Source organism: Actinocorallia aurantiaca, assembly GCF_039533685.1.
Taxonomy (GTDB): domain Bacteria; phylum Actinomycetota; class Actinomycetes; order Streptosporangiales; family Streptosporangiaceae; genus Actinocorallia; species Actinocorallia aurantiaca.
This window is the reverse complement of sequence record NZ_BAAATZ010000019.1, coordinates 58,260-83,394: the sequence shown is the minus strand read 5'-3', so window position 1 is coordinate 83,394 and position 25,135 is coordinate 58,260. Positions and strand designations below refer to the sequence as shown.

Here is a 25,135-nt window from a genome sequence, read left to right as displayed (position 1 = left end):
GCTCAGTGTCCCATTCCCAGTCCGCCGTCCACCGGGATCACGGCCCCGGTGATGTAGGAGGCCGCGTCGCTCGCGAGGAACCGCACGACCGCGGCGATCTCCTCGGGCTCGGCCTGCCGCTTCAGCGGGATGTTCTGCTTGATCGTGTCCTGGAGCTTCTCGCTCAGGTCCGCCGTCATGTCGGTGTTGACGAAGCCCGGCGCCACAACGTTGGCGGTGATGTTCCGGGAGCCCAGCTCGCGGGCCATCGAGCGGGCCATGCCGACCATGCCGGCCTTGGACGCCGCGTAGTTCACCTGCCCGCCCGAACCCGCCAGGCCCACCACTGAGGAGATGAAGACGACGCGGCCCTTGCGCATCCTCATCATGCCCTTCACCGCGCGCTTGGCGACGCGGAAGGAGCCGGTGAGGTTGGTGTCCAGCACCTTGGTGAAGGAGTCCTCGCTCATCAGCGCCATCAGGTTGTCGTCGGTGACGCCCGCGTTGGCGACGACGACCTCGACCGGGCCCTGCTCGGCCTCGATCTTGGCGAAGGCCGCGTCGACGTCCTCCCAGCTCGTCACGTCGCACTTGACGCCGAACAGGCCCTCCGGAGGCTGCCCCGACCGGTAGGTGACGGCCACGGCGTCCCCCGCGGCCTGCAGTTCCCGGGCGATCGCGAGGCCGATGCCGCGGTTGCCGCCGGTGACCAGGACTGAGCGCGCCATGCGCTGCACCTCCGTGTGGGTATGTGGGTAGCGAACGTCACATTGCGGCACGAGGCTATCGTTCCGGGGGCCCGGTGTCGGGTGCGGAGATCGACAAGTTCCGGGGCCCATTCTTGTGCCCGGGCACCGCCGCCCGGGCACCTCCCGGCGGCGCCGGGCGGCGCCGAACCCCGTGCGGCTCCCGGGCGGCGGCGGATAGGTTCGGATCCGTGCATGAAATCGATCCGGCATTCACCGCGCTCCCCCTGCGCGCCCTCGCAGATGCCGCGCTGTCCCGGGCCCGGGAGCTGGGGGCCTCCCACGCCGACTTCCGGCTGGAGCGCATCCGCGGCCAGTCCCTGCGGCTCAAGGACGGCGCCCTGGAGACCTCCCTGGACACCGACGACATCGGCCTGTCCGTCCGCGTCGTCAAGGACGGCACCTGGGGGTTCGCCTCCGGCATCGACCTGACGTCCGAGGCCGCCGCGGGGCTCGCCGCGCAGGCGGTCGCGGTGGCCCTGGTGGCCAGGTCCATCAACCGCGAGCCCGTCGAGCTGGCGTCCGAGCCCGCCCACGGCGAGCAGGTCTGGGTGTCGTCCTACGAGATCGACCCGTTCACGGTGCCGACGTCCGAGAAGGTGGAGCTGCTGACCGACTGGTCCAGGCGGCTGCTGGCGGCCGGCGTCGACCACGTGGACGCCTCTCTGCTCCAGGTGAAGGAGAACAAGTTCTTCGCCTCCCTCGACGGGACGGTCACCACCCAGCAGCGGGTCCGGCTGCACCCGCAGCTGACCTCCGTGCGGGTCGCGAGCGGCGCGTTCGACACGATGCGCACCGTCGCGCCGCCGGCCGGCCGCGGCTGGGAGTACCTCACCGGCACCGGCTGGGACTTCGACGCCGAGCTGGCCCGCATCCCGGAGCTGCTGGAGGAGAAGCTGGCGGCCCCGTCCGTGGAGGCCGGGTCCTACGACGTGGTGGTCGACCCGTCGAACCTGTGGCTGACCATCCACGAGTCGATCGGGCACGCCACGGAGCTGGACCGGGCGCTGGGCTACGAGGCCGCCTACGCGGGCACGTCCTTCGCCACCCCCGACAAGCTCGGCGCGCTCCGGTACGGCTCCCCCGTCCTGAACGTCACCGGGGACCGCACCGCCGAGCACGGCCTGGCCACCATCGGCTTCGACGACGAGGGCGTGCGGACCCAGGAGTGGGACATCATCTCCGGCGGGCTGTTCACCGGCTACCAGACCGACCGGCGCATCGCGCACCTGACCGGCCGGGAGCGCTCGAACGGCTGCGCGTTCGCGGACTCCCCCGCCAACACCCCGATCCAGCGGATGGCGAACGTGTCGCTCCGGCCCGCGCCGGACGGGCCGTCCACCGAGGAGCTGATCTCCCGGGTGGAGGACGGCGTCTACATCGTCGGCGACAAGAGCTGGTCGATCGACATGCAGCGCTACAACTTCCAGTTCACCGGCCAGCGCTTCTTCCGGATCAGGAACGGGCGGCTGGACGGCCAGCTGCGCGACGTCGCCTACCAGGCCACGACCACCGACTTCTGGAACTCCCTGGAGGCGGTGGGCGGCCCGCAGACGTACGTGCTGGGCGGCGCGTTCAACTGCGGCAAGGGCCAGCCCGGGCAGGTCGCGCCGGTCAGCCACGGCTGCCCGTCCGCGCTGTTCCGCGGCGTCAACATCCTCAACGCGCTCAAGGAGGCGGGCAAGTGAGGCCCCAGGAAGCGGTCGAGCGCGTCCTCGACCTGTCGACGACCGGCGACTGCGTCGTCATCGCCGAGGAGTCCAGCGCCGCCAACCTGCGCTGGGCGGGCAACACCCTGACCACCAACGGGGTCAACCGGTCCCGGCGGCTGACGGTGATCGCCGTCCAGGACGGCGCGGTCGGCGTCGTCTCCCGCGCGGGGGTCGACGCCGAGGGGCTGCCCGACCTGGTCAAGGCCGCCGAGGAGCAGGCCCGCGGCGCCGAACCCGCCGAGGACGCCGCCCCGCTGGTCGCGGGCGGCACGGCCGGGGACTGGGACGCCGAGCCCTCCCTCACCGACATCTCGGTGTTCTCCTCCTTCGCCCCCGCCCTGGGCGAGCAGTTCGAGGCGGCGGAGGCCGCGGGCCGCAGGCTCTACGGCTTCGCCCACCACGAGCTGACCTCCACCTACCTGGGCTCCTCCAGCGGGCTGCGGCTGCGGCACGACCAGCCGACCGGCAAGCTGGAGCTCAACGCCAAGGACGGGCGGAGCTCGGCGTGGACCGGGTCGGGCACCCGCGACTTCACCGACCTGGACGTGCCGGGCCTGGGCGCCGAACTGGAGCGCCGCCTGTCGTGGGGCCGGCGCCGGGTGGACCTTCCAGCCGGGCGGTACGAGACGCTGCTGCCGCCCAGCGCCGTCTCCGACCTGATGATCTACCTCTACTGGACGGCGGGGGCCCGCGACGCCCACGAGGGCCGGACGGTCTTCAGCTCCCACCCCGTGGGCTCGCGGCTCTCCCCCCTGCCGCTGCGGCTGTACAGCGACCCGCACGCGCCGGGGCTGGAGTGCCCCCCGTTCGTCGTCGCCCACGCCTCGGGCCGTGACGCCTCGGTGTTCGACAACGGGCTCGAGCTGTCGGCCACCGACTGGATCTCCGACGGGAAGGTCGCCGCGCTCACCCAGACCCGCCACTCGGCGGGGCTGACCGGGCGGCCCGTCACGCCGTCCGTCGACAACCTCCTCATGGAGGGCGCGCCGGGCGGCCCCACCCTCGAGGAGATGGTGGCGTGCACCGGGCGCGGGCTGCTGCTGACCTGCCTGTGGTACATCCGCGAGGTCGATCCGCAGAGCCTGCTGCTGACCGGCCTCACCCGCGACGGCGTCTACCTGGTGGAGAACGGCGAGATCACGGGCGAGGTCAACAACTTCCGGTTCAACGAGAGCCCGGTGGACCTGCTGTCCCGGGTGACCGAGACCGGCCGGACCGAGCGCACCCTCCCCCGCGAGTGGTCGGACTACTTCACCCGCGCGGCGATGCCCACCCTGCGCGTGCCCGACTACAACATGTCCACGGTCAGCCAGGCCTCCTGAGACGGGCCGCCCGGGGGCCTCAGGCCTCCGGTTCCTCGAGGCGGAAGCCCACTTTCAGGGTGACCTGGAAGTGGGCGACCTCGCCGTTCTCGACCTGCCCGCGCAGTTCGGTGGCCTCGAACCAGTCCAGGTGACGCAGCGTGGCCGAGGCGCGGCGGATCCCGTTCCTGACCGCCTCGTCGATCCCGTCCGGGGACGTCCCCACGATCTCGGTCACCCGGTAGGTGTGGTTGCTCATGTGCTCCTCCTGAAAGCCGGATTCCCTCCCCCTACCCAGCGGCGGCCCGGAGCGTCACCTAACGTGGAGGGCGTGAGGGTACTTTCCCGTCGCAAGACGACCGTCTACACCGTGACCGACGCCTCCCGGCCCCTGTCGGAGGACGTCGACGAACGCCAGCGCCGCTATCTGATCTCGATGGGCGTCCGGATGATCTGCTTCATCCTGGCCGTGGCCCTGTGGGGCCGGGTCCATCCGGTGCTGTCGGGGCTTCTGCTGGTCGGCGCCATCCTTCTCCCCTACACCAGCGTGATCTTCGCCAACGGGGGGCCCAAACCCGCCGAGAAGGCTGATCTCACCGACCCCGCCGAGCTCAGGGGGCTCTCCGCGCCCTCCGGACCCGCCGCGACCGTCTCCGGGGAAGCCGGTTCCGACATTCCCTCAGAAACCAACCCGTGACTATCTCTTGACTAAACCCGGGGGGTTTCGGTGTACGATTTGTACCTGGCGCTCCGGTCCCCCGTCGGGGCGCCCGTGCCGGTGTTCCGGGCCCCCGTCGGAACACCGATGTGCGGCGCAGAGAGGGTTGCCCCCGTATCCTCTCTGCGCCGCTTTCTCTTTCCCGGCCCTAGTCCTCGTCCGCCTCGGACCGCTCGGAGACGACGACCACGGGACAGGCCGAGTGGTGCAGGACGGTGTGGTTGACCCGGCCCAGCACCATGCCGAAGCCCAGCCTCCGCCTGCGGGCCCCCACCACCAGCAGGGCCGCCCCCTCCGAGGCCTCGACGAGCGCGCGCGCCGGGGACGTCTCGGCCAGGCTGTACTCCACCTCCAGGTCGGGGTGATCGCACCTCTGGCCGGCCAGCGCCTCGGCCAGCTCCATCTGCTCCCCGATGCGCTGCCCGGGCGCGCCGAAGCCGCCCACCGCGTGCAGGGCCACCAGGGGAGCCCCGCGCAGTTCGGCCTCGGCGAAGGCCCAGGAGATCGCCTGGGACTGCTCGTGTCGCTCGTCGACGCCCAGCACGATCCGCTCGCCGTGCTCACGCTCGCCTCCGCGCGGCACCACCACGACGGGGCAGTGGCCGTGCGCCGCCACGTGCAGGCCGACCGACCCCAGCAGCAGCCGCTCGAACCCCCCGGCGCCCCGGGTGCCGACCACCGTCATCAGCGCCCCGCGGCTGAGCTCCACCAGCACCCGCGCCGGGTCGTCCGCCTCCAGCCGCAGTTCGACCTTCAGCCCCGGCAGGTCCTCCAGGATCCCGTCGCGGGTGGCCTCCAGCAGCTGGAGGCGCTCCCGCCGCAGCCGGTCGAGCGCCCCCTCGTCGAGCATGCTCCCCGGCTCCAGCAGCCTGCTGGCGTGCACCAGCAGCAGAGGCGCGTTCCTGCGGCCCGCCTCGATCGCCGCCCAGTCCAGGGCCGCGGCGGCTCCCGAGGAGCCGTCGACACCCACCACAATCGGTTCGTTCATGGCACTGACGCTAGTGCTCGCGGGGCCGGTTGTCAGACCGGGACGATCACCACGGGGCAGCGGGAGTGGTGCAGGACCGCGTGGCCGACCGAGCCGAGCAGGAGGCTGCCCAGGGTGCTCCGCCCGTGGGTGCCGACGACCAGCAGGTCGGCTCCGGCCGAGGCGTCGGTCAGCGTCGACGCGGGGTGCTCGTTGACGACCTCCTCGGCCACCTTGACCTCCGGGTAGCGGCTCCTCCAGAGCTCCAGCATCTCGGTGAGCCGGTCGAGCGGATCGACGAAGGAGGGGTCCTCCTTGGCCTGGCGGGCGAAGGTGTCGGTGACGTCCCAGGCGTGCACGGCCCGCAGCCGCGCCCCGCGCCGCCTGGCCGCCTCGAAGGCGTAGGTGAGGGGCCCGGTCGGGTCGTGGTCGAAGGCCACCCCCACCACGATCTCGCCGCGGCGGGACGCCGGCGCGCCCCGCACCACCACCACGGGCCGGACGGCGTGCCCGGCCACCTGCAGCGTGGTGGAGCCGAGCAGCAGCTCGGCGAACCGGCCCCGGCCCCGGCTGCCCAGCACCAGTTCGCCGCCCTGCTCCGCGATGAGGCGCAGGGCGCGGACCGTCTCGCCCTGGATGTTCTCGGTCTCCACCGCCAGTTCCGGACGGCCCTCGGCGGCCAGGGCCGCGGCCTCGTCGAGGATCTCCCTGGCCTCCACCGACCGCGCCTCGTCGGCCATCGGCGGCGGGATGTCGGGCAGGCCCAGCGTCCAGGGCTCCTGCACGTGGACGATGCGCAGCGGACGGCCCTCCCGGAGCGCCTCGTCGGCGGCCCAGACCACCGCGGCGTTGGAGGCCGGCGAACCATCGGTGCCGACGATGACCGGCTGCTGGGAAGTGTCGCTCATACCCCGAGCCTGCTCCTCTCCCCCTCTCCGGGCGAGGCACGGAGGTCACGGCGGGCAGGGACCTTCGTCCCCCCTTCACGGGGCCGCCCTCCCCTGGCCCGGAGGCCGGCTCTCAGCGCAGGGGGACCCGCCACAGCAGGACGGTGCCGCAGCCCTCGCGGTCCTTCAGCTCCAGGAAGCCGCCCAGGGACTCGGCGCGCTCGGCCATGTTCCTCAGGCCGCTGCGGCGGCCGCCCGGCGGGATGCCGCAGCCGTCGTCCTCGACCCGCAAAATGAGGTCGTCGCGGACGTCCAGGACGACTTCGACACGGCTCGCCTTGGCGTGCCTGGCGACGTTGGACAGCGCCTCGGACACCACCGCGACGAGCTGCTCGCCGATCTGGCCGTCGACATCGGTGTCGAGCAGGCCGTCGAAGCGGACGGACGGCGAGAAGCCCAGCGGTTCCGTGAAGTCGTCGACGACCGAGTACAGCCGGCTGCGCAGGCTCTCGGCGTCCGGTTCGACCTGGAGCGCGAAGATGGTGGAGCGGATCTGGCGGATGGTCTCGTCCAGGTCGTCCACCGAACGCTGGATCCGGCGCCGCACGTCGGGCCGGTCGGCCAGCTTCCCCGCGCTCATCAGCGTCATCGCCGTGGCGAACAATCGCTGGATGACGGTGTCGTGCAGGTCCTTGGCGATGCGGTCGCGGTCCTCCAGCAGCGACAGCCGCTCCAGGTCCCGCCGCCGGTCCGCCAGCTCCATCGCCACCGCGGCCTGGCCCGCGAACGGCTCCAGCAGCCGCTGGGCGACCTCGTTGAACACGCTGCCGCCCTCGGTGTTGGCGACCGCGAGCACGCCGCGCGCCGAACCGCCGCGGCCCAGCGGGACCAGCAGCGCCGGGCCGATCGGCAGCTCCCGGCAGATCGGGTCCTCGGGGGCCTTCCCCCGGGCGTCGGCCGTCAGCAGCGACCGGTCGTGCTCGTGGACGTCGCCGCCGAGCGTGTTCTCGAACGGCAGCCGCAGGCCCCGGATGCGCTCGGCGCCCTCTCCGGAGGCCGCCGCCACCAGGAACTCCCCCGCCGCCTCGTCGGCCGTCGCGACGAAGGCGAGGTCGGCGTCGCAGATCTCCCTGGCCCGGTCGGCGACCAGGCCGCCCACCTCGTCGGGGGCGGTGCCCGACAGCAGCGCCGTGGAGATCTCGGTCAGCGCCTGCTGCCAGCGCTCCCTGCGGCGGGTCTCCTCGTACAGGCGGGCGTTCTCGATGGCGATGCCCGCCGCGGTGGCCAGGGCCGTGAGGACCACCTGGTCCTGCTCGTCGAACTCCCCGCCGTCCCGCTTCTCGGCCATGTAGAGGTTGCCGAACACCTCCTCGCGGACCCTGATGGGGACGCCGAGGAAGCGGTGCATCGGCGGGTGGTTGGCAGGGAAACCCACAGATTCGGGGTGGGTGGACAGATCTGCCAGGCGCAGCGGGCGCGGATCCTTGATCAGCAGGCCGAGGATGCCGTCGCCGTGCGGCCAGTGCCCGATCGCGGCGATCTCCTCGTCCGACACGCCCACGGTGACGAACTCCACCAGGCACTCCCCGTCGTCGCCGATCACGCCGAGGGCGCCGTAGCGGGCCTCCACCAGGGTGGTGGCCGCCTCGGTGATCCGGCGCAGCACGGTGGCGAGGTCGAGTTCGCTGCCGATGGAGAGCACGGCCTCCAGCAGGGAGTGCACCCGGTCGCGGGTGGATCGCGCGGCCTCGATACGGGACTGCAGTTCGCTCAGCAGGTCGTCCAGCTGCAGCTGGGGAAGGATCAACCGCGCCCGGTCCCCTCCGTGCCGGGAATCGGTGTCCACGCTGACGGCCTCCCGAATCCCAGGTGTAACGTCTCGATCAGGTGGTCGGGAGGCCTCTCGGGGGACCTTCGTCCCGCGAACCCGGGCCTTCGACCATTGATGAGGGGCGAAACGCCCCAGTACCTTCAGCAGCAACATACCGTCATAGGAAGAAGGCCACTCCGTGACCCAGGTCACTCCCTCCCCCGGGATCAGGGTATTCCTGCTCGACGACCACGAGGTCGTCCGCAAGGGGGTCGCCGCGCTGCTGGAGGCCGAGGGGGACATCGAGATCGTCGGAGAGGCCTCCTCCGCGGCCCAGGCGCTGGCCCGCATCCCCGCCGCGGCCCCGGACGTGGCGGTGCTGGACGTGCGCCTGCCCGACGGCGACGGGGTGAGCGTGTGCCGGGAGATCCGGGCGCAGCTGCCCCAGGTGGCCTGCCTGATGCTCACCTCCTTCTCCGACGAGGAGGCCCTGTTCGACGCGGTCATGGCCGGCGCCTCCGGTTACGTGCTCAAGCAGATCCACGGCTCGGACCTGGTGGGCGCGGTGCGCACCGTGGCGTCCGGCCAGTCGCTGCTGGACCCCCGCTCCACCAGCCAGATGCTGCAGCGGCTGCGCGAGCGGGAGAGCCGCAAGGACCCGCTGGCCGCGCTGTCGGACCAGGAGCGCCAGATCCTCGAGCTGATCGGCGAGGGCCTGACCAACCGGCAGATCGGCGAGCGCATGTTCCTGGCCGAGAAGACCGTCAAGAACTACGTCTCCAACCTCTTCGCCAAGCTGGACATGCGCCGCCGCACCCAGGCCGCGGCGTTCGCCGCCCAGCTCAAGGCGTCCAGGACCGACGTCAAGAACCGCCCGGACGCGGGATAGGGACCTTCGCCCCTACGGCCGCGGGGGCGCGGCGAGCAGGATGACGCTCATGCCCTTCGACGCCGGAGGCCTGGAGATACTCGGGGACGACGAGTGCCTGGCCCTCCTCCAGAGCACCCCCGTGGGCCGGATCGTCTTCACCCACCAGGCCCTGCCCGCCGTTCAGCCGGTGAACTACGCGCTGGACGGCGAAGACGTGATCATCCGCACCTCGCCCGGGTCGAAGCTGGCGGCGGCCCTGCGCAACGCGGTGGTGGCGTTCGAGATCGACGAGTACGACGCCGAGGAGCGCACCGGCTGGTCGGTGGTGCTGGTCGGGCAGGCCAGGAGGGTGAGCGAGCCGGCCGAGCTGGCCGGGCTGCGCGAGCTGGACCTGTGGCCCTGGGTGCCCGGCGACCGGGAGGAGTTCATCCGGATCTCCCCCCGGCTGCGGTCGGGCCGCCGCGTCCTCAGGCCCGTCGAGACGGCCGGTCCGGCCGGCCGGACCGGTAGTTCCAGCCGCTGACCATCGGGTCGTCCTCGCCGTGCTCCCGGGTGTAGGCCCGGCACCGGAGCCTCTCGTCGGCCATCCGCTGGCGCAGCGGCGCCACCCTTCCGCCGAGGCCCGGCACCCGGTCGATGACGTCCATGACGAGGTGGAAGCGGTCGAGGTCGTTCAGCATCACCATGTCGAACGGGGTCGTGGTGGTGCCCTTCTCCTTGTAGCCCCGCACGTGCAGGTTGTCGTGGCCGTGCCTGCGGTAGGTCAGCCGGTGCACCAGCCACGGGTAGCCGTGGAAGGCGAAGATCACCGGCTTGTCGGTGGTGAAGAGGGCGTCGAACTCCGCGTCGCTCAGCCCGTGCGGGTGCTCCGACGGCGGCTGCAGGCGCATCAGGTCCACCACGTTGACCACCCGGACCCGCAGGTCCGGGAGGTACTTCTGCAGGAGGCGGGCCGCGGCGACCGTCTCCAGCGTCGGCACGTCCCCCGCGCAGGCCAGGACGACGTCGGGGTCGGTGCCGCCGTCGGTGCTCGCCCACTCCCAGACGCCGACGCCGCGGGCGCAGTGCGTGATCGCCTCGTCCATCGGCAGCCAGACCGGGGCCTCCTGCTTGCCCGCGACGATCACGTTCACGAGGTCCGTCGCGCGCAGGCAGCCGTCGGCGACGGCCAGCAGGGTGTTGGCGTCCGGCGGCAGATAGACCCCGACGACCTCGGGCCGCTTGTTGAGGACGACGTCCAGGAAGCCCGGGTCCTGGTGGGTGAAGCCGTTGTGGTCCTGCCGCCACACGTGCGAGGACAGCAGGTAGTTCAGCGCGGCGACCGGCCGCCGCCACGGCAGCTCGCGCGAGGCCTCCAGCCATTTGGCGTGCTGGTTGAACATGGCGTCCACGATGTGCACGAACGCCTCGTAGGTGTTGATGAGACCGTGCCGACCGGTCAGCAGGTAGCCCTCCAGCCAGCCCTGGCACAGGTGCTCGCTCAGCACCTCCATGACCTGACCGTGCTCGGCCAGGTGCTCGTCGGTGGGCAGCAGTTCGCCGCGCCAGACCCGGTCGGTGCGTTCGAAGACCGCCGACAGCCGGTTGGAGGCCGTCTCGTCGGGCCCCATGATGCGGAAGTTCGTGCGGTTGGCCGCGACCACCTCGCGCAGGTAGCCGCCGAGCACCGTGGTCGCCCCCGCCTGGACCTCTCCGTGCTCGGGGACGGCCACCGCGTAGTCCCGGAAGTCGGGCAGGTCCAGCGGGCGCAGCAGCGTCCCGCCGTTCGCGTGGGGGCTGGCGCTCATCCGGCGGGCCCCGCGCGGGCTCTGCTCCAGGATCTCCGGCCGCGGGACGCCCTGCTCGTCGAAGAGCTCCTCGGGCCGGTAGGAGCGCAGCCATGCCTCGAGCTGGGCCAGCTCCTCGGGCTCGGTGCGGGGCGCCTTCAGGGGGATCTGGTGGGCGCGCCAGGTGCCCTCCACCAGCACGCCTCCCACCTTGCGGGGCCCGGTCCAGCCCTTGGGGGTGCGCAGGATGACCATCGGCCAGGCGGGACGGGCGGAGTTCCCGCCGGAGCGCGCCTCCTCCTGGATCCGCGCGATGTCGTCCATCGCCCGGTCCAGGGTCTCGGCCATCAGCCGGTGCATCAGCGCCGGATCGTCGCCGCTCACCAGGTAGGGGCGGTGCCCGTAGCCCTCCATGAGGGAGATCAGCTCCTGCTCGGGGATGCGGGCGAGCACCGTCGGATTGGCGATCTTGTAGCCGTTGAGGTGCAGGATCGGCAGCACCGCGCCGTCCCCGACCGGGTCGAGGAACTTGTTGGAGTGCCAGCTCGCCGCCAGCGGCCCCGTCTCGGCCTCGCCGTCGCCCACGACGCAGGCCACCGTCAGGCCGGGGTTGTCGAACGCCGCGCCGTAGGCGTGGGCGAGGGAGTAGCCGAGCTCGCCGCCTTCGTGGATGGAACCGGGCGTCTCGGGCGCGGCGTGGGAGGGGATGCCTCCGGGGAAGGAGAACTGCCGGAAGAGCCGGGCCATGCCCCGCTCGTCCTGCGAGACATGAGGGTAGATCTCGCTGTAGGTGCCGTCCAGCCAGGCGCTGGCGACCGCGGACGGGCCGCCGTGGCCGGGGCCCATCACGAACATCATGTCCAGGTCGCGCTTCCGGATCACCCGGTTCAGGTGGGCGTAGCAGAAGTTCAGGCCCGGTGAGGTGCCCCAGTGCCCGAGCAGGCGGGGCTTGATGTGCTCCGGACGCAGCGGTTCGCGCAGCAGGGGGTTGCCCAGAAGGTAGATCTGCCCTGCGGAGAGGTAGTTCGAGGCCCTCCACCAGGCGTCCAGAGCGTCGAGTCCATCCGTTCCGTCGAATCCGTCCAGTCCGCTCATACTTCCTCGTCTGTGAGTTCATCGGGCTTCCTGCGTACCGTTCCCAGAGCCGAGGCCGCCTCACCCAGGCGGAGCAGAACCTGGGGGTGTCCTCCACGACACAGGCGGACGCGTATGAGCGCCCGGAGTTCGGGTATCTCCAGGGGCTGGGTGTGCAGCGCCGCCGACAGGCCCTCGGCGGAGGCGTGCAGCAGCATGCGCTGCATCCCCTGCCCCGCCGCCAGCCAGTCGGCGCGATCGTCGCCCCGGGTGGTGATGATCGCGACCACGCCCGTGATGCCGGGGTCGGGAGGCCTGTCCTCCCGCGCTCCCCACGGCCGGCCCTGAGCGAAGTCCCGGGTGGCGAAGTGCGGAGAGGTGAACGCCTCTTCGGCGGGGTAGGAGCGCTCGACCATGCCCTCGGAGCGGTGCCTGCCGGGAGGCGGCGCCCAGCGCGCCGCCTCCGCCTGGTATTCGGGATCGAGCCGCTGGAGCTGCTCGGCGACCTCGGTGAAGGCGGCCAGCGCCCGGCGCTCCCTGGGGTCGGACACCAGGAACAGCTCCGCGCCCTCCCGGTGGGCCTCCTCGCGCAGGGCGGTCAGCACCGCGGTGGGCACGACGCGCTGCTCGAAGGCGCCGCGGTGGCTGCGCCGGACCTTGACCTGCCGGTACAGCCGCTCGATCTCCGGTCCGACGCCCGGCTCGGCCTCCGCGGCGGGATCGATGACCAGGTCCGCGAGCAGGCCGGGCCGGTCGGGTTCGGGCAGCACCCGCACCCGGGGTTCGTATCCCCGGGCCTGGACGGCCAGGCGCAGCGTGAACAGGGCCGCGCCGCAGCTGACGAGCATCTCCCGGCCGTCCGGATCGGCGATGTCCAGCCGCCGTTCGGAGTCGGAGTGCAGGCTGACGCGCGCGCCGTCCTGGCCGTACGCGGAGGTGCCGAACCACCAGGGCTGGGTGTTGTTCACCGACGGCGCCCACACCGCCGCCTCGATGGCGGCCCGCATCACGCCCTCCATGTCGGTTCCCACGGTCATGGCGCCTCCTCACCGAGATTCCTCCTCAGCACATCACCGGGGGGTCCGGCACGACAGGGACCAAGGTCCGTCGCCGCACCGACCAACGCTCACCGGCCGGGACCTTCGTCTCTGCACCCGGCCGCGCCTCCCGCTACACGATGAGGGCATGGAAGTCGACGCTCATGGACTCGAAGTGCTGGACCAGCCGGAATGCCTCCGGCTGCTGGCCTCCGTCCCGGTCGGGAGGATCGCCTTCACCGACCGGGCGCTGCCGGCGATCCAGCCGGTCAACTTCGCTCTGGACGGCTCGGACGTCATCGTGCGGACGGGCCCCGGCAGCAAGCTCGGCCTCGCCGTCCAGCGGGCGGTCGTCGCCTTCGAGGCCGACGACTTCGACCCGGCCTCCCACGAGGGCTGGTCGGTGACCCTGCTCGGCGAGGCCAGGGCCGTCACCGACCCGGCCGAGCTCGAGCGGCTCTCCCGGCTCTCCATTCCCTCCTGGGCGCCGGGTCCCCGCGACCGCTACATCCGGATCTCCGGCCGGTACGTGTCGGGGCGCAGGATCAACGCGGTGGCCGTCTGAGTCCCTTTCCGCCTACCTGACGATCGCCACGGGGCAGTGGCCGTGGTGCAGCATCGCCTGGCCGACCGAGCCCAGGAGCAGCCCGGCGAAGCCGCCGCGCCCGCGGCTGCCGAGGACCAGCAGGTCCGCCCGCGCGGACGCTCCCGCCAGAACGCGGACGGTCCCGCCCCGCACCGTCTCCTCGACCACCTCGACGTCGGGGTAGCGGGACGACCAGCCGGCCAGCTCCTCGGAGAGGAGCCTCGACTCCTCTCCCCCGACCAGTTCGGGGTCGTAGACCGGCGGCTGCATCTCGCCCCGGCCCAGGGAGGCCGGGTCGTGCCAGGCGTGGACGGCCCGCAGCCGGACCGAGCGCAGCGCGGCCTCCTCGAAGGCGAACGCCAGGGCCGCCTGGGCGCTCGGCGTGTCGTCCACCCCCACCGCGATCTCGCCGTGCTCCGACTCCTCGGTGCGCCGGACCACGACGATCGGGCGGCGCGCGTACAGCGCGAGCTGGTTGGTGGCGGAGCCGAGCAGCAGACCGCTGAGCTCCCCCAGCCCCCGGCCGCCCACCACGAGCATCGGGGCGTCCTCCGCCTCCTTCAGCAGGCCCTGGACGGGCCCTCCGGGGATCAGCTCGGTCTCCACCTTCACCCGCGGTGTCCGGGCGGCGGCCCGGGCCGCGGCCTGCCTGAGCACCTCCTGGCCGCCCTCCTGCAGGTTGCGGCGCACCGAGTCCGCGGCGGGTTCGGGCAGCGGCTCCAGCAGCCAGGGGGCGAGGACGAAGACGATCCGCAGGCGCCGGTCGCGGCGGACCGCCTCCACCGCGGCCCACTCGACGGCGGCGTAGGCGTGCTCGGAGCCGTCGGCCCCGACGATGATCGGCTTCTCGGCGCGCTCGTTCATCCTTCGAGCGTAGAGGCGAAGATCTTGGGTCGAAAAGGACCAAGGTCCCGCGGGGTGATGCTGGACGGCCCTCACCGCGCGCTCCCGCCGCACGATGGACTGGACCCTGGTGACACACGTGTGAGGGGTCCTCATGTCCGACAGCAGGCCCGCCATGGTGGCCGAGACGCACATCGCCACCGTCTTCTTCACCGGCGACCGCGCCTACAAACTGAAGAAGCCGGTGCGCAACGGCTTCCTGGACTTCACCACCAGGGAGGCCAGGGAGCGGGCCTGCCGGCGGGAGGTGGAGCTCAACCGCCGGTTCTCCCCCGACGTCTACCTGGGCGTCTACGACGTCCGGGACGAGGAGGGAACCGTCCGCGACCACCTGGTGGCGATGCGCCGCATGGACCCCGAGCGCAGGCTGTCCTCGCTCGTGCGCATGGGGGAGCCGGTGGGCGAGCCGCTGCGGGAGGTGGCGCGGAGGCTGGCGGCCTGGCACGCGGGCGCGCCCCGGTCCCCGGAGATCTCCCGGGAGGGCGGCCGGGACGCGCTGCGCCGCCGCTGGACCGACAACCTCTCCGAGACCGTCGTCTACGGGCTGCCGGGCGCCGCCGAGGCCGAACACCTGGTGCTGCGCTTCCTGGAGGGCCGGGCGCCGCTGTTCGCGCGCCGGATCGCCGACGACCGGATCGTGGACGGGCACGGCGACCTCATCGCCGACGACGTCTTCTGCCTTCCCGACGGACCGCGCATCCTGGACTGCCTGGAGTTCGACGACCGCCTCAGGTACGTCGACGGGCTGGACGACGCGGCGTTCCTCGCCATGGACCTGGAGCGGCTCCGCGCCCCCTCGCAGGCCCGCGCCTTCCTCGACCTGTACTCCGAGCTCAGCGGCGACCCCGCGCCCACCTCGCTGCGCCACCACTACATCGCCTACCGCGCGTTCGTGCGGGCCAAGGTCGCCTGCCTGTCGGAGCGGCCCGCCGTGGCGCGGGAGTACGCCGAGCTGTCGCTGCGGCACCTGCGGGCCGGTTCGGTGGCGCTCGTGCTGGTCGGAGGCCTGCCCGGCACCGGCAAGTCGACCCTGGCCGACGCGCTGGGCGAACGGCTCGGCTGGAGCGTCCTGAGCAGCGACCGCACCCGCAAGGAGCTGGCCGGGCTGCCCGCGGAGCGGTCCGCCCGAGCCTCCTACGGGCAGGGCATCTACGACTCGCGGACCACCAAGGAGACCTACGCCAGGCTGCTGGAGCGGGCCGGGAAACTGCTCGGCATGGGCGAGTCCGTCATCCTCGACGCCTCCTGGACCGACGAGGTCTTCCGGGACGAGGCGGCGGTGCTGGCCGAACGTGCCCAGGCGGACCTGGTCGCCCTGGAGTGCCGAGTCCCCTCCGCGGTCTCCGCGGCCCGGCTGCGGTCCCGCAGGGGCGGGCCGTCCGACGCCGACGTCCCGGTCGCCGAGGCGATGGCCGCAGGGGCCGCTCCCTGGCCGGGGGCCACCGCCGTCGGCACCGACCAGCCGGTCGAGGCGTGCGTGGAGGAGGCGCTGCGGGCGGTCAGGCCGCACGGCCACGCCCACCACTGGCCGCGGCGCCCTCAGATGGCCCCGGACTGAGGGGCCTCAGCCCCTCCGCCAGGGATGCACCACCACCAGGGTGCAGGGCGACAGGTCCAGCAGCGCGCTGCTGACCGCGCCGAGCCTCAATGTGGAGGGCATGCCGTCCTGCCGGTCGCCGAGGACCAGCAGCGCGGCCTGCTCCGCCGCCGCGCGCAGTGCCTCCCTGGGCTCCTCGTGCACCAGCCTGGTCTTCAGCCGGACCTGCGGGTACTTGGTCGACCAGGCCGCGACCTGCCGTTGCAGCAGGGCTCCGGCCGCCCGCGCCGCCTCCTCCTGCAGGGCCGGGTCGGACGGCAGCGGCGCGGCGTGCACGGCGACCACCTCCCGCTCGCGCACCGACGCCTCCTCGAAAGCGAAGGCCATGGCGGCGTCGGCGGCGTGCGAGCCGTCCACCCCGACCACCACCGGGCCGTCCGCCCCGGGCTCGCGGACGACCACCACCGGGCACGGCGCGTGCTCGGCCATCTGGGTGGCGGTGGAGCCGGTGCGCAGTTCGGGGAACCCCTCGCCGCCGCGCGCGCCCACCACCACCATGGTCGCCTGCGCGGCCTCGTGCAGCAGCGACGCGGCGGCGGGGCCCCGGTGCAGCACCGAGCGGATCTTGAGCCGCGGGGCGAGGCCCTCGGCCTCGAAGACCCCTTTGTAGAGCAGGTTCTCGGCGAACCTGCGGACGGTGTCCGCCGAGGGCAGGTGCACCGGGTCCATCGCGTACGGCCAGTGCCAGGCGTGACAGACCGCCAGCGGCAGCCCCCGCAGGGTGCTCTCCCGCACCGCCCAGCGCAGAGCCTCCTCTGCCGCGGGCGAGCCGTCGTAGCCGACGAGGATCTCGGACATGGGTACTCCCCTCGGTGAAGCTCGGCCGGCCCCGCCGGTCTCACGGCCCACGCGGCGCTCAGGCCGCCTGCGCCTCGTCGGCCAGCATGATCTGCAGTTCCGGCGACACCATCAGGGCCTGGGTGACCGGGCAGTTCCTGATCGCCGTGATCATCGCGTCGGTCTCCTCCTGCCGCAGCCGGGAGGGCGGCCGCACCGTGAGGGTGAGCCGGGAGATCCGCTGCGGGGAGGTCCCTCCCAGCATGTAGCGCGCGCCCATCTCCAGCCCGTTGTAGGGCAGACCCTGCTTCTTCAGGTGGTGGCACGCGAAGTGCGCGGCGCAGGCGGCCATCGCGGCGACGAAGAGCTCCACGGGGGTCGGCCCGCTCTCCTCCCCCGCCGACATCGGCTGGTCCACCTGGACGACGTAGTCGCGAACGAAGATGGCGAACGCGTCCCGGTCGCGATGGATGACGTTGATCTCTTCCACCGGTCCCTCCCCCCTGAGTCCTGCTTCCAGGATGGGCCTCCCAGCCCCGCCGGGCAGAGGCCGAAGGGCGGGCATCGGGGGGACCTTCGTCCGTAGGCGCGCCCCCGCCGAGCCGTCCCTCGCCGTCCTCAGCCCTCGGCGGGGTGGACCACGGTGACCGGGCAGAGGGCGTGCCGGACGGCGGCGTTGCTCACCGAGCCCAGGAGCACGCCCCTGAGGCCCGCGACTCCCCGCGAGCCGACGACCAGCAGCCGGGCCCCCTCGGTGGCGGTGATCAGCTCGGTGACCGGATCGCCCTCCAGGAAGATCTTCTCGACCCGCGCCTCGGCGTACTTGACCTGCCAGGACTCCACGGACCGCTCGAAACGCTCCCGCGCCAGCTCGCGCAGGACGTCGTCGTCGATGAACGGGGTGTCCCGCACGCTCGCGTCCTCGGGGCACACGCACAGGACGGTCAGCCCGGCCCGGCGCAGGTGCGCCTCCTCGAAAGCCACCCGCAGCGCCTCCTCGGCGGCGGGCGAGCCGTCGACGCCCACCACGATCCGCCCGGAATGAGGGCCGGTGCCCTCCCCGGTGGTCCTGCGCACGACCGTCACGACGCCCGGCGCGTGCGAGGTCACCTGGGCGCTCACCGACCCGATGAGGGCCTTGCGCACGGTGCCGGCGCCCTCGCTGCCCACGACGGTGAGCTCCGCGTCCCGCGCGTGCTCGATCAGCGAGTAGGCGGGCGAGCCGCTCTCCACGATGCTGCGCACCTCGAGCCCCGGGTGTACTCCCGAGATCCGCTCCACCGCGGTCCGGGTGATGCTCTCGGCCGCGTCGCTCAGCGTGGTGACCGGGAGCATGACCAGCCCCGGGTAGACGATCTGCCAGACGTGGGAGATCGTCAGCGGGAGCCCTCGCAGCACGGCCTCCTCCGCGGCCCAGTCGAGGGCCAGGTCACCGCCCTCGGAACCGTCGTAGCCGACGAGCACTCCATGACGCCGAGTCATCGTGTGTCTCTCCTTCGCCTCGTGCTTCTCATCGGATCTCAGCCGATCAGAGTACGGGAGGCGCGGGCAGGGTCGCCCGTCCCTTGATCGCCGGGACCTTCGCCACCGACGCGCCGACCTCGGGAAAGGGACTTTCGTCCCTATCTGGGAGGGGGTCGCCGCCCCCAGCCTGGTTCGGTCGGCGGAATGCTCCGGATCGCCGCGGGGATCCGGGCCGGGAGTCAGGGGTGTGCGTGCCGGGCAGGGAGCGGTATCGGATCTGGACCACTGCGCCGCGTCCCTACCGGATCGTGGACCGGTACGCCGAGCTTCCGGGGGAGATGACGCTCGTCCTCGTCCCCGACGGCCCCGGCTCCGGCTCCGGCGGCCGCGGCGCCGGACGGGACGCGGCGGAGCCCGCCGAAGGGAGCGCGGAGCCGGCGCCGGGCCGGTTCTGGGTGCTGCACACCGAGTCGGGCATGCGCATCCCCGCCGCCGACGTGAGCACCCGGCCGCTGCTGTCGGACGGGCAGGTGGGCGAGAGCTCCCTGGTAGAGCTCCGGGCGCTGCGGGTGCCGTGCGGGCCGGGCTCCTGCCGGATCGGCGACCGGGTGGGGCTGGCCGGGCCGCGCGGCAACGGCTGGGACCTGGACCGGGCGGCGGGCGGCGAGCTGCTGGTCCTCGGCTGGGACTCGGGGCTGGGCCTGCTGCGACCGGTGGTGGAGCGGGCGCTGGCCGGCGCCGGGCGCTACCGGAGCCTGCGGGTGTGGGCGGCGGGGGCGGTCTGGTCCGCCGCGCCGGAGGGCGCCGGAGGGCGGCCCGTTCCGACGGGGGTGGTCTCGCCGGTGGTCGACGGTCCGCTCCCCCCTGGAGAGCTGGTCTTCGATCCGGTGTCCGCCGTGGCGCTGCTGGCCGGGCCGCTGCGGCTGGCGCTGGCCACCGCGCGGAGGCTCCGGGAGCAGGGGATGGACGCCGAGCGGATCCAGGTGGCCGCGCACGAGCTCATCCAGTGCGGCAGCGGCCGGTGCGGGCGCTGCCTGCTGGAGACCGCCGAAGGGCCCGTCCGGGTCTGCCGGGAGGGGCCGGTCCTGAGTTACGACCGGTTGGCGGGGCTCTCCCTCTGAATCCGGCGCGGGCCGGGTCATCCGTCTCCGTCGTCCGGCGGGTACCGCCCTCGCGCGTCCCGTCCGGAGGCGCGGGACGCCTCCGCGCGCAGGGGGCGCTCCTCCTCCTGGAGGGAGAGCACGATGATCAGCAGGAAGGCCAGGGCGCTGTAGAAGATGAGGGTCACGATGCCCCACCGGCGAGATCCGGGCATCAGGCCCGTCCAGGGCGCGTCCGCGAAGGCGAAGATGAACAGGGCCAGGAGCCCGCCGACCAGGCAGGACCACAGCGCCGTCCGCTGCCGACGGCACCAGAGCGGGGGATCGGCGGCCGAGCGCACCCCGCGCACGCCCGCCCAGAGCAGCAGGATGCCCGCCAGCACCCCGGTGGACACCACCAGCGGGAAGACGACCAGCGCGGTGGCGGCGCCGGCCTCCCGGCCCGGCGAGGGCGGCGGGTTCTCGGCCACCTGCTGCGGAATCGTCACCAGGCCCGCCATGCAGATCACCACGACGAACGCCCCGGCCGCCCCCACCAGGACACTCATCGACCTCCGCGCCCAGATCACCGGGCGGGACGCTCCTGGCGCGCCGCCGGGACGTCCCGCCCCGGCGAGAACCGGCCTCGCATGTCCCCTCCATCCGATAACGGAAAGTGAAATATAGTATCTCCTACGTGACCGTAACCCGGCCCCCCCGGGGTGCCCGCGACCGGGTCGCGGACACTCCCGACATAACCAACCAACCCGGTTGACTTAGCAGGAAATCCCGGTGACGATCGACCGCATGGATCATGACCTCACCGACGAACACGTCTACGACGCCGTCCGCACCCGCCAGTGGCGGCACCTGTCACGGCGCGGCCTGCTGCGCGGCTCGGCCGTCCTGGGCGCCGGAGCGGCCGTGGCCGCCGCCGTCCCCGCGGCCCCCGCCGGCGCCGCCGAAGCCGGACCGATCGTCAAACCGCTGCCCCCCGAATGGTTCGTCTCCTACGGCACGAACGCCGAGATGCGCTGGGACTCCGTGCGCACCCGGGACTTCCTCACCCCCGCCGAGCGCTTCTTCGTCCGCAACCACACCGCCACCCCCGAGATAGACCCCGCCGCCTACCGCCTCAGGCTGTGGGGCAGCGGGCTGCGCGGCGCGCCCGGCCAGGACCGGGCCGTCGAGTTCGGCTACGACGACCTGCGCTCCCTGCGCGCCGAGACGGTCACCACGGCCGTCGAGTGCACCGGCAACGCCCGCAGCTTCTTCACCAGCCAGCAGGGGCAGGCCGTCAGCGGCACCTCCTGGAAGCTCGGCGCGATCGGCGTCGGCCGCTGGCGGGGCGTTCCGCTGTCGACCGTCCTCCGGCGCGCGGGCATCACCCCGGAGGCGGTGGACATCCTGCCGTCAGGGCTGGACGCCGAGTTCGTCGACAAGGGCGTCAACCAGGGCCGGGTACGCCGCCCCCTTCCGGTCGCCAAGGCGCTGAAGGACGTGCTGCTGGCCTACGAGCTGAACGGGCGGCCGCTGCCGCCGGACCACGGCTTCCCGCTGCGCCTGGTGGTCCCGGGCTGGGCGGGGATCGCGTCCATCAAGTGGGTCGGCGACATCCAGGTCGCCGCCGAACCTCTCTTCTCCCCCTGGAACACCCAGTACTACCGGTTCTTCGGCCCGTCCTACCCCGCGGAGGGCAGCGCCCCCATCACGAAGCAGGGCGTCAAGAGCGCCTTCGAACTCGCGTGGAACGCGCGGCTCCCGGCGGGGAGGAAGGTGGAGCTCACCGGACGCTCGTGGTCGGGCAACGCCCCGATCCGGCGGGTCGACGTCAGCGTCGACGGAGGCGCCACCTGGCGTCCCGCCGAACTGGAGGGCGCCCACGCCCCGAACGCCTGGCAGCGGTGGCGCTACACCTGGAACCGCCCCGCGGCCGGCTCCCACGAGCTGCTCGCCCGCGCCACCGACGTGACGGGGGCCCGCCAGCCGGACACGACGCCGCACAACACCCTCGGGTACATCTTCGACGCGGTCGTCCGCCATCCGGTGACGGTCGTCTGACCGGTCCCGGACGCTGGGCCGGAGCGGAGTCCTCCGCCATACTGGAAGGACTCCGGTGTGCGGAGAGGGGGAACCGGGCAGGGCGAGGGGCTGACAAGGGTGCGAACCGGACGCCAAATGATCAGCGGTGCTCTAAGCTTGCTGGCGCCACCCCCCGCTTGACCGCTCGGAGCTCGACCTATGATCTCAACCTCGCCGAACAGGCGCCGCTTCCTGATGGGGATGGGCGGTCTGGCTGCGGGCGCGGTCGGGGTCGCGGCCTGGCCCGTCTCCCGGGCGCCCGGGACCTCCGCCGCCCCTGAGGAGCGCGACGCCGCCTCCCCCGTTCCGGCCCGGCGTCCGAACTTCATCGTCGTGCTCGCCGACGACCTCGGCTACGGCCAGCTCGGCTGCTACGGGCAGCAGAAGATCCGCACCCCGCGCATCGACCGGCTGGCCGCCGAGGGGCTGCGCTTCACCCACGCCTACGCCGCGGCCCCGGTCTGCGCACCCGCCAGGGCCTCGCTGCTCACCGGCCTGCACAGCGGGCACGCGCCGGTGCGCCGCAACCCCCCGCAGGGACAGGACCTGCCGCTGCAGGGCGTGCCGACCTTCGCCACGCTGCTGCGCGAGAGCGGCTACCGCACCGGCCTGTTCGGCAAGTGGGGCTTCGGCCCCGACCAGGCGGGCCCCGAGCACCCCAACTCCTACGGGTTCGAGGAGTTCTTCGGCTACCTCACCCACCGCTCGGCGCACTACTACTACCCGCGCGCGCTGTGGCACAACGAGGAACTGGTCCCGGTGCCGGGCAACCAGGGCGAGAGCGGCATGCTCTTCGGGCCCGACCTCATCATGCGGCGGGCCCTGGACTTCCTGCGCGAGCCCAACCGCGAGCCGTTCCTGCTCACGCTCACCCTGCCGCTGCCGCACGCGCCCTCGGCCGCTCCCCGGCTCGGGGAGTACTCCGGCCTGGGCTGGGATCCCGAGGACGCCGCGCACGCCGCGCAGATCACCCTGCTCGACACCTACGTGGGCACCCTCGTCGACGAACTGCGCACCCAGGGGCTGGACGAGAACACCGTCGTCATCTTCACCAGCGACAACGGCCCGCACCAGGAGCGGGGCGTCCATCCGGACTTCTTCCAGGCGGCCGGGCCGTTCCGCGGGCTCAAGCGCAACCTCTACGAGGGCGGCATCAGGGTCCCGTTCATCGCCTGGGCGCCCGGCATGTTCCAGCGCACCGCCGGGACCACGGTCGAGCACCCGACCGCGCACTACGACCTGCTCACCACGCTCGCCGACTTTGCGGAGGTCCCGCCTCCCGACGCCACCGACGGCTTCTCCCTGCGCCCCGTCTTCACCGGCGAGGGCGAGGTTTCGGTGCACCCGTACCTGTACTGGCTGCGCCTGCACGTCGGCAGCACTCCGGCCCACCGCGCGGAGGAGGACGAGCGGGGCCTGAACGTCTCCGCCGCGGTGCGGTTCGACCGCTGGAAGCTCATCGGCTGGGGCCCCTCCCCCGACTACAGCCGCCCGGGTCCCGGCTGGACGTACGAGCTCTACGACCTCTTCGACGACCCGTGGGAGAGCGAGGACGTCGCCTCCCGGCAACCCTCCGTGGTCGAGCGGGGCGCCGCCTACATGCGCGAGGCCTGGGTGCCGCCGGACCTCACGCAGCAGAGACCCGTCACCGGCGCCCCCGCCTAACCGTCCCCGCCCCGGACGACGGCGACGGCCTCGGCCGGGGAGAGGGCGAGGTGCGGCCCGTGGCCGGGCAGCAGGAGCCCCGCGGGCAGCGGCGCGAGCAGGTCCAGCGCCGCGCGGGCGGCCGCCTCGTCGTGGTGGAACAGCGACGGCAGGAGCTGGGGGCCGTCGGTCCGCGACGTCGGGTGGGCGGTCACCAGCGCGTCCCCGGTGAGGAGCGCCCCGGCTTCCGGCAGGTGGTAGCAGGTGTGGCCGCTGGTGTGCCCGGGAGTGAGGACGGGCACCGGACGGCCGGGGACGTCCAGGGGCCCGGGGCCGGGAAAGGCCTCGGCACGGGGCACGCGGACGTCCTTCAACGCGCCCGCGCGCATGATGTGCAGCGTCCACGACGGGAATCCCGGACGCCACAGGTTGGCGGCGACGTCCAGCGGCGTGGCCTGCTCGAGGAACTCGCGCCGCGCGTGGCGCGCCTCGGTCCCGGAGGTGAGGACCCTGGCGTCGGGCGCCCGCGACAGCAGCCGCGGCAGGGAGCCGATGTGGTCGACGTGCGCGTGGGTGACCAGGACCGCGCCGATCTGCTCCGGGCGGCGGCCGAGCCTTTCCAGCGCCCACAGGACGGCCGGCAGGTCGCCCGGGTATCCGGCGTCGACCAGGGTGACGTCGCGGCCTTCGGTGAGGATCGTCCAGTTGACCGCTCCGGTGCGCACGAAGTGCACGCCGTCGGCGACCCGGGTGAGGAGAGGAGGTTTCACGCTCTCTCTTCTACCGGTTCCGGCCGCTCCCGGCGGACCAGGCGGCGGCCGAGTCGCTGGAAGGGGGCCTCGACGTACCGGTACGTCAGGAAGCTCACCGCCACGAGCGCCAGGATGAAGGCCGCCAGCCCGGGTACGCCCCACCGGTGGGTGCCGCGGTCGCCCAGCAGGGCCTCGACCGCCATGAGCAGCACCGGGTGCACGAGGTACAGCGAGAAGCTGATCGTGCCGAGGGCGGTCAGGGCGCGGGGGGCGCGGCGGTGCCGGAGCCGCCGTCCCGCCCAGAAGCTCAGGGCGGCCAGCAGGAGCGAGCCCGTCCAGATCAGCCGGAGCTCGGTGACCGCGGCGCCGGTCAGCCACTGGTCCGCGTTGAGCAGGCCCGCCGCGATGGCGCAGCCGAACACCAGCACGGCGGACCACAGCGCCCGATTTCTGGAGATCTGCCCTTGTTCAGCGCGGTACACCGCGGTGCCCAGGAACATGACGGCGAAGATGGACAGGGTCTCCCACGTGCCGGGCCGCCCGTTGACGAGGATGAGCACCAGTCCCAGCGCTCCCCCGGCGACCGCGCCCCAGCGCGCCGGCGCGGGCCGTCCGGAGACCGACGCCCCGATCGCCGCGACGAGGACCGCGGCGGTGACGAGGACGACGGGGCCGGTGCCGAAGGCCTCCGAGAGCAGGACCCGGGGAAGCACGCCGCCGAGCAGCACCGCGCCCACCGCGAAGCCCACCGCGAGGTCCGCCGAGCGCCGGTGCGTCCCGGTGGCGAACAGGGCGACGACCAGCAGGTAGAAGACCATCTCGTAGGAGAGGGTCCACAGCACGTTGAGCAGGTTCGGGACGGCCAGCAGGTCCTGCAGCATGGTCAGGTGCGCCACCGCCCCCACCAGCGGGTCCATGCCCTCGGTCTCGCGGCGCGGCGCGAACCAGCCCAGGGAGAGGGGGACCAGCAGCAGCGCGCAGGTCACCAGCAGCATCGGGTAGATCCGCAGGACCCGCCCCGTCCAGAAGTCGCGCACGCTGCCCCGCCTCTCCAGCGAGGCGGGGATGATGTAGCCGCTGATCAGGAAGAACAGCAGGACCCCGTACTTGCCCGGGTCGACCCAGCGCGACATCTGCGTCCACGCGGCGGGGGTGAAGTAGTACATGGCGTGCTGCAGTGCCACCATCAGCGCGGCGATCCCTCTGAGCAGGTCGAGCCAGCCCAGGCGAGACGCCTCCCGGGGGTCGGGGGAAGCCGCGGGCACGACCGACGGGGGGCGCGTGGTCACCTGAGACATCTGGACAGCGTATGCGTCTCCAACCGCGACACGGGGAGCAAACAGCATCAAGAAGCACTCTTCGCCGCATCGATGCGGCGGCGGA

The 25,135-nt window shown here is 72.9% G+C and carries 24 protein-coding genes; 10 read left to right on the top strand and 14 right to left on the bottom strand.

Annotated elements, in window-relative coordinates; all coding sequences use genetic code 11:
* Positions 1-2 precede the first annotated feature (2 nt).
* Positions 3-707 (bottom strand): beta-ketoacyl-ACP reductase, encoded by a 705-nt coding sequence (locus ABD327_RS22490; RefSeq protein WP_344452581.1) that lies wholly within the window; start codon positions 705-707, stop codon positions 3-5.
* Positions 708-916: 209 nt separating this feature from the next.
* On the opposite strand from ABD327_RS22490, the gene ABD327_RS22485 reads away from it, so the two are divergent.
* Both ABD327_RS22485 and ABD327_RS22480 read left to right on the top strand, forming a co-directional pair.
* On the top strand, positions 917-2,413 hold the full coding sequence (locus ABD327_RS22485; protein WP_344452580.1) for a TldD/PmbA family protein: 1,497 nt from the start codon (positions 917-919) through the stop codon (positions 2,411-2,413).
* Entirely contained in the window at positions 2,410-3,759 is a 1,350-nt protein-coding gene (locus ABD327_RS22480) for a metallopeptidase TldD-related protein (protein ID WP_344452579.1), read from the top strand. The genes ABD327_RS22485 and ABD327_RS22480 overlap by 4 nt, the downstream gene beginning before the upstream one ends.
* A gap of 19 nt (positions 3,760-3,778) precedes the next feature.
* Here the strand turns inward: ABD327_RS22480 and ABD327_RS22475 are convergent, their stop codons facing one another.
* Positions 3,779-3,997, bottom strand: a complete 219-nt coding sequence (locus ABD327_RS22475) for a dodecin (protein WP_344452578.1) — start codon at positions 3,995-3,997, stop codon at positions 3,779-3,781.
* 72 nt (positions 3,998-4,069) lie between these two features.
* Between ABD327_RS22475 and ABD327_RS22470 the strand changes: the two genes are divergently transcribed.
* Positions 4,070-4,435, top strand: a complete 366-nt coding sequence (locus ABD327_RS22470; RefSeq protein ID WP_344452577.1) for a DUF3099 domain-containing protein — start codon at positions 4,070-4,072, stop codon at positions 4,433-4,435.
* Between the two features lie 169 nt (positions 4,436-4,604).
* Here the strand turns inward: ABD327_RS22470 and ABD327_RS22465 are convergent, their stop codons facing one another.
* From ABD327_RS22465 to ABD327_RS22455, 3 genes are all read right to left on the bottom strand, one after another.
* Positions 4,605-5,444, bottom strand: a complete 840-nt coding sequence (locus ABD327_RS22465) for a universal stress protein (protein WP_344452575.1) — start codon at positions 5,442-5,444, stop codon at positions 4,605-4,607.
* Between the two features lie 32 nt (positions 5,445-5,476).
* Complete coding sequence (locus ABD327_RS22460) at positions 5,477-6,331, bottom strand: universal stress protein (RefSeq protein WP_344452574.1); 855 nt, start codon at positions 6,329-6,331, stop codon at positions 5,477-5,479.
* Positions 6,332-6,443: 112 nt separating this feature from the next.
* A complete protein-coding gene (locus ABD327_RS22455; RefSeq protein ID WP_344452573.1) occupies positions 6,444-8,156 on the bottom strand; it encodes a GAF domain-containing sensor histidine kinase in 1,713 nt (570 codons plus the stop codon).
* 163 nt (positions 8,157-8,319) lie between these two features.
* Here ABD327_RS22455 and ABD327_RS22450 point away from each other — a divergent pair, with 163 nt between their 5' ends.
* Entirely contained in the window at positions 8,320-9,009 is a 690-nt protein-coding gene (locus ABD327_RS22450) for a response regulator transcription factor (protein ID WP_344452572.1), read from the top strand.
* A 49-nt stretch (positions 9,010-9,058) separates the two neighbouring features.
* Positions 9,059-9,514: a pyridoxamine 5'-phosphate oxidase family protein gene (locus ABD327_RS22445; RefSeq protein WP_344452571.1), complete on the top strand. Its 456-nt coding sequence runs from the start codon at positions 9,059-9,061 to the stop codon at positions 9,512-9,514.
* Here ABD327_RS22445 and ABD327_RS22440 read toward each other — a convergent pair.
* Together ABD327_RS22440 and ABD327_RS22435 are read right to left on the bottom strand one after the other, a co-directional pair.
* On the bottom strand, positions 9,459-11,852 hold the full coding sequence (locus ABD327_RS22440; RefSeq protein WP_344452570.1) for a phosphoketolase family protein: 2,394 nt from the start codon (positions 11,850-11,852) through the stop codon (positions 9,459-9,461). The genes ABD327_RS22445 and ABD327_RS22440 overlap by 56 nt on opposite strands.
* Complete coding sequence (locus tag ABD327_RS22435) at positions 11,849-12,868, bottom strand: Acg family FMN-binding oxidoreductase (protein WP_344452569.1); 1,020 nt, start codon at positions 12,866-12,868, stop codon at positions 11,849-11,851. The genes ABD327_RS22440 and ABD327_RS22435 overlap by 4 nt, the downstream gene beginning before the upstream one ends.
* Before the next feature lie 148 nt (positions 12,869-13,016).
* Here ABD327_RS22435 and ABD327_RS22430 point away from each other — a divergent pair, with 148 nt between their 5' ends.
* Positions 13,017-13,433, top strand: coding sequence for a pyridoxamine 5'-phosphate oxidase family protein (locus ABD327_RS22430; protein WP_344452568.1), 417 nt, complete (start codon positions 13,017-13,019; stop codon positions 13,431-13,433).
* A 12-nt stretch (positions 13,434-13,445) separates the two neighbouring features.
* Here ABD327_RS22430 and ABD327_RS22425 read toward each other — a convergent pair whose 3' ends face one another.
* A complete protein-coding gene (locus tag ABD327_RS22425) occupies positions 13,446-14,318 on the bottom strand; it encodes a universal stress protein (RefSeq protein ID WP_344452567.1) in 873 nt (290 codons plus the stop codon).
* Between the two features lie 133 nt (positions 14,319-14,451).
* Between ABD327_RS22425 and ABD327_RS22420 the strand changes: the two genes are divergently transcribed.
* A complete protein-coding gene (locus ABD327_RS22420) occupies positions 14,452-15,915 on the top strand; it encodes a bifunctional aminoglycoside phosphotransferase/ATP-binding protein (protein ID WP_344452566.1) in 1,464 nt (487 codons plus the stop codon).
* Positions 15,916-15,921: 6 nt separating this feature from the next.
* On the opposite strand, the gene ABD327_RS22415 is transcribed toward ABD327_RS22420, so the two are convergent.
* The 3 genes from ABD327_RS22415 to ABD327_RS22405 all read right to left on the bottom strand — a co-directional run bounded on the left by ABD327_RS22415 (position 15,922) and on the right by ABD327_RS22405 (position 18,213).
* Positions 15,922-16,752, bottom strand: a complete 831-nt coding sequence (locus tag ABD327_RS22415; RefSeq protein ID WP_344452565.1) for a universal stress protein — start codon at positions 16,750-16,752, stop codon at positions 15,922-15,924.
* Positions 16,753-16,810: 58 nt separating this feature from the next.
* Positions 16,811-17,221, bottom strand: a complete 411-nt coding sequence (locus ABD327_RS22410; protein WP_344452564.1) for an OsmC family protein — start codon at positions 17,219-17,221, stop codon at positions 16,811-16,813.
* 128 nt (positions 17,222-17,349) lie between these two features.
* Positions 17,350-18,213, bottom strand: coding sequence for a universal stress protein (locus ABD327_RS22405; RefSeq protein WP_344452563.1), 864 nt, complete (start codon positions 18,211-18,213; stop codon positions 17,350-17,352).
* Positions 18,214-18,446: 233 nt separating this feature from the next.
* Here ABD327_RS22405 and ABD327_RS22400 point away from each other — a divergent pair, with 233 nt between their 5' ends.
* Entirely contained in the window at positions 18,447-19,316 is an 870-nt protein-coding gene (locus ABD327_RS22400) for an iron-sulfur cluster-binding protein (RefSeq protein ID WP_344452562.1), read from the top strand.
* 17 nt (positions 19,317-19,333) lie between these two features.
* On the opposite strand, the gene ABD327_RS22395 is transcribed toward ABD327_RS22400, so the two are convergent.
* Positions 19,334-19,843, bottom strand: a complete 510-nt coding sequence (locus tag ABD327_RS22395) for a hypothetical protein (protein WP_344452561.1) — start codon at positions 19,841-19,843, stop codon at positions 19,334-19,336.
* A gap of 238 nt (positions 19,844-20,081) precedes the next feature.
* Between ABD327_RS22395 and ABD327_RS22390 the strand changes: the two genes are divergently transcribed.
* Positions 20,082-21,335 (top strand): sulfite oxidase, encoded by a 1,254-nt coding sequence (locus tag ABD327_RS22390; RefSeq protein WP_344452560.1) that lies wholly within the window; start codon positions 20,082-20,084, stop codon positions 21,333-21,335.
* 222 nt (positions 21,336-21,557) lie between these two features.
* The gene (locus tag ABD327_RS22385; RefSeq protein ID WP_344452559.1) at positions 21,558-23,021 is read left to right on the top strand and encodes an arylsulfatase; all 1,464 of its coding nucleotides are present in this window, start codon (positions 21,558-21,560) and stop codon (positions 23,019-23,021) included.
* Here ABD327_RS22385 and ABD327_RS22380 read toward each other — a convergent pair.
* Together ABD327_RS22380 and ABD327_RS22375 are read right to left on the bottom strand one after the other, a co-directional pair.
* Positions 23,018-23,770, bottom strand: coding sequence for an MBL fold metallo-hydrolase (locus ABD327_RS22380; RefSeq protein WP_344452558.1), 753 nt, complete (start codon positions 23,768-23,770; stop codon positions 23,018-23,020). The two genes, ABD327_RS22385 and ABD327_RS22380, sit on opposite strands and share 4 nt — an antisense overlap.
* Positions 23,767-25,050 carry an acyltransferase family protein gene (locus ABD327_RS22375; RefSeq protein ID WP_344452557.1) on the bottom strand — a complete coding sequence of 428 codons (1,284 nt, stop codon included), beginning with the start codon at positions 25,048-25,050 and terminating at the stop codon, positions 23,767-23,769. The genes ABD327_RS22380 and ABD327_RS22375 overlap by 4 nt, the downstream gene beginning before the upstream one ends.
* Positions 25,051-25,135 lie beyond the last annotated feature (85 nt).

Excerpts from the sequence above, each read along its gene's own strand:
- ABD327_RS22405 (WP_344452563.1), bottom strand. The coding sequence starts at position 18,213 with ATGACTCGGCGTCATGGAGTGCTCGTCGGCTACGACGGTTCCGAGGGC.
- ABD327_RS22465 (WP_344452575.1), bottom strand. The coding sequence starts at position 5,444 with ATGAACGAACCGATTGTGGTGGGTGTCGACGGCTCCTCGGGAGCCGCC.
- ABD327_RS22490 (WP_344452581.1), bottom strand. The coding sequence starts at position 707 with ATGGCGCGCTCAGTCCTGGTCACCGGCGGCAACCGCGGCATCGGCCTC.
- ABD327_RS22435 (WP_344452569.1), bottom strand. The coding sequence starts at position 12,868 with ATGACCGTGGGAACCGACATGGAGGGCGTGATGCGGGCCGCCATCGAG.
- ABD327_RS22415 (WP_344452565.1), bottom strand. The coding sequence starts at position 16,752 with ATGTCCGAGATCCTCGTCGGCTACGACGGCTCGCCCGCGGCAGAGGAG.
- ABD327_RS22420 (WP_344452566.1), top strand. The coding sequence starts at position 14,452 with ATGTCCGACAGCAGGCCCGCCATGGTGGCCGAGACGCACATCGCCACC.
- ABD327_RS22390 (WP_344452560.1), top strand. The coding sequence starts at position 20,082 with ATGGATCATGACCTCACCGACGAACACGTCTACGACGCCGTCCGCACC.
- ABD327_RS22375 (WP_344452557.1), bottom strand. The coding sequence starts at position 25,050 with ATGTCTCAGGTGACCACGCGCCCCCCGTCGGTCGTGCCCGCGGCTTCC.
- ABD327_RS22460 (WP_344452574.1), bottom strand. The coding sequence starts at position 6,331 with ATGAGCGACACTTCCCAGCAGCCGGTCATCGTCGGCACCGATGGTTCG.
- ABD327_RS22425 (WP_344452567.1), bottom strand. The coding sequence starts at position 14,318 with ATGAACGAGCGCGCCGAGAAGCCGATCATCGTCGGGGCCGACGGCTCC.
- ABD327_RS22475 (WP_344452578.1), bottom strand. The coding sequence starts at position 3,997 with ATGAGCAACCACACCTACCGGGTGACCGAGATCGTGGGGACGTCCCCG.
- ABD327_RS22395 (WP_344452561.1), bottom strand. The coding sequence starts at position 19,843 with ATGAGTGTCCTGGTGGGGGCGGCCGGGGCGTTCGTCGTGGTGATCTGC.
- ABD327_RS22445 (WP_344452571.1), top strand. The coding sequence starts at position 9,059 with ATGCCCTTCGACGCCGGAGGCCTGGAGATACTCGGGGACGACGAGTGC.
- ABD327_RS22430 (WP_344452568.1), top strand. The coding sequence starts at position 13,017 with ATGGAAGTCGACGCTCATGGACTCGAAGTGCTGGACCAGCCGGAATGC.
- ABD327_RS22440 (WP_344452570.1), bottom strand. The coding sequence starts at position 11,852 with ATGAGCGGACTGGACGGATTCGACGGAACGGATGGACTCGACGCTCTG.
- ABD327_RS22385 (WP_344452559.1), top strand. The coding sequence starts at position 21,558 with ATGGGCGGTCTGGCTGCGGGCGCGGTCGGGGTCGCGGCCTGGCCCGTC.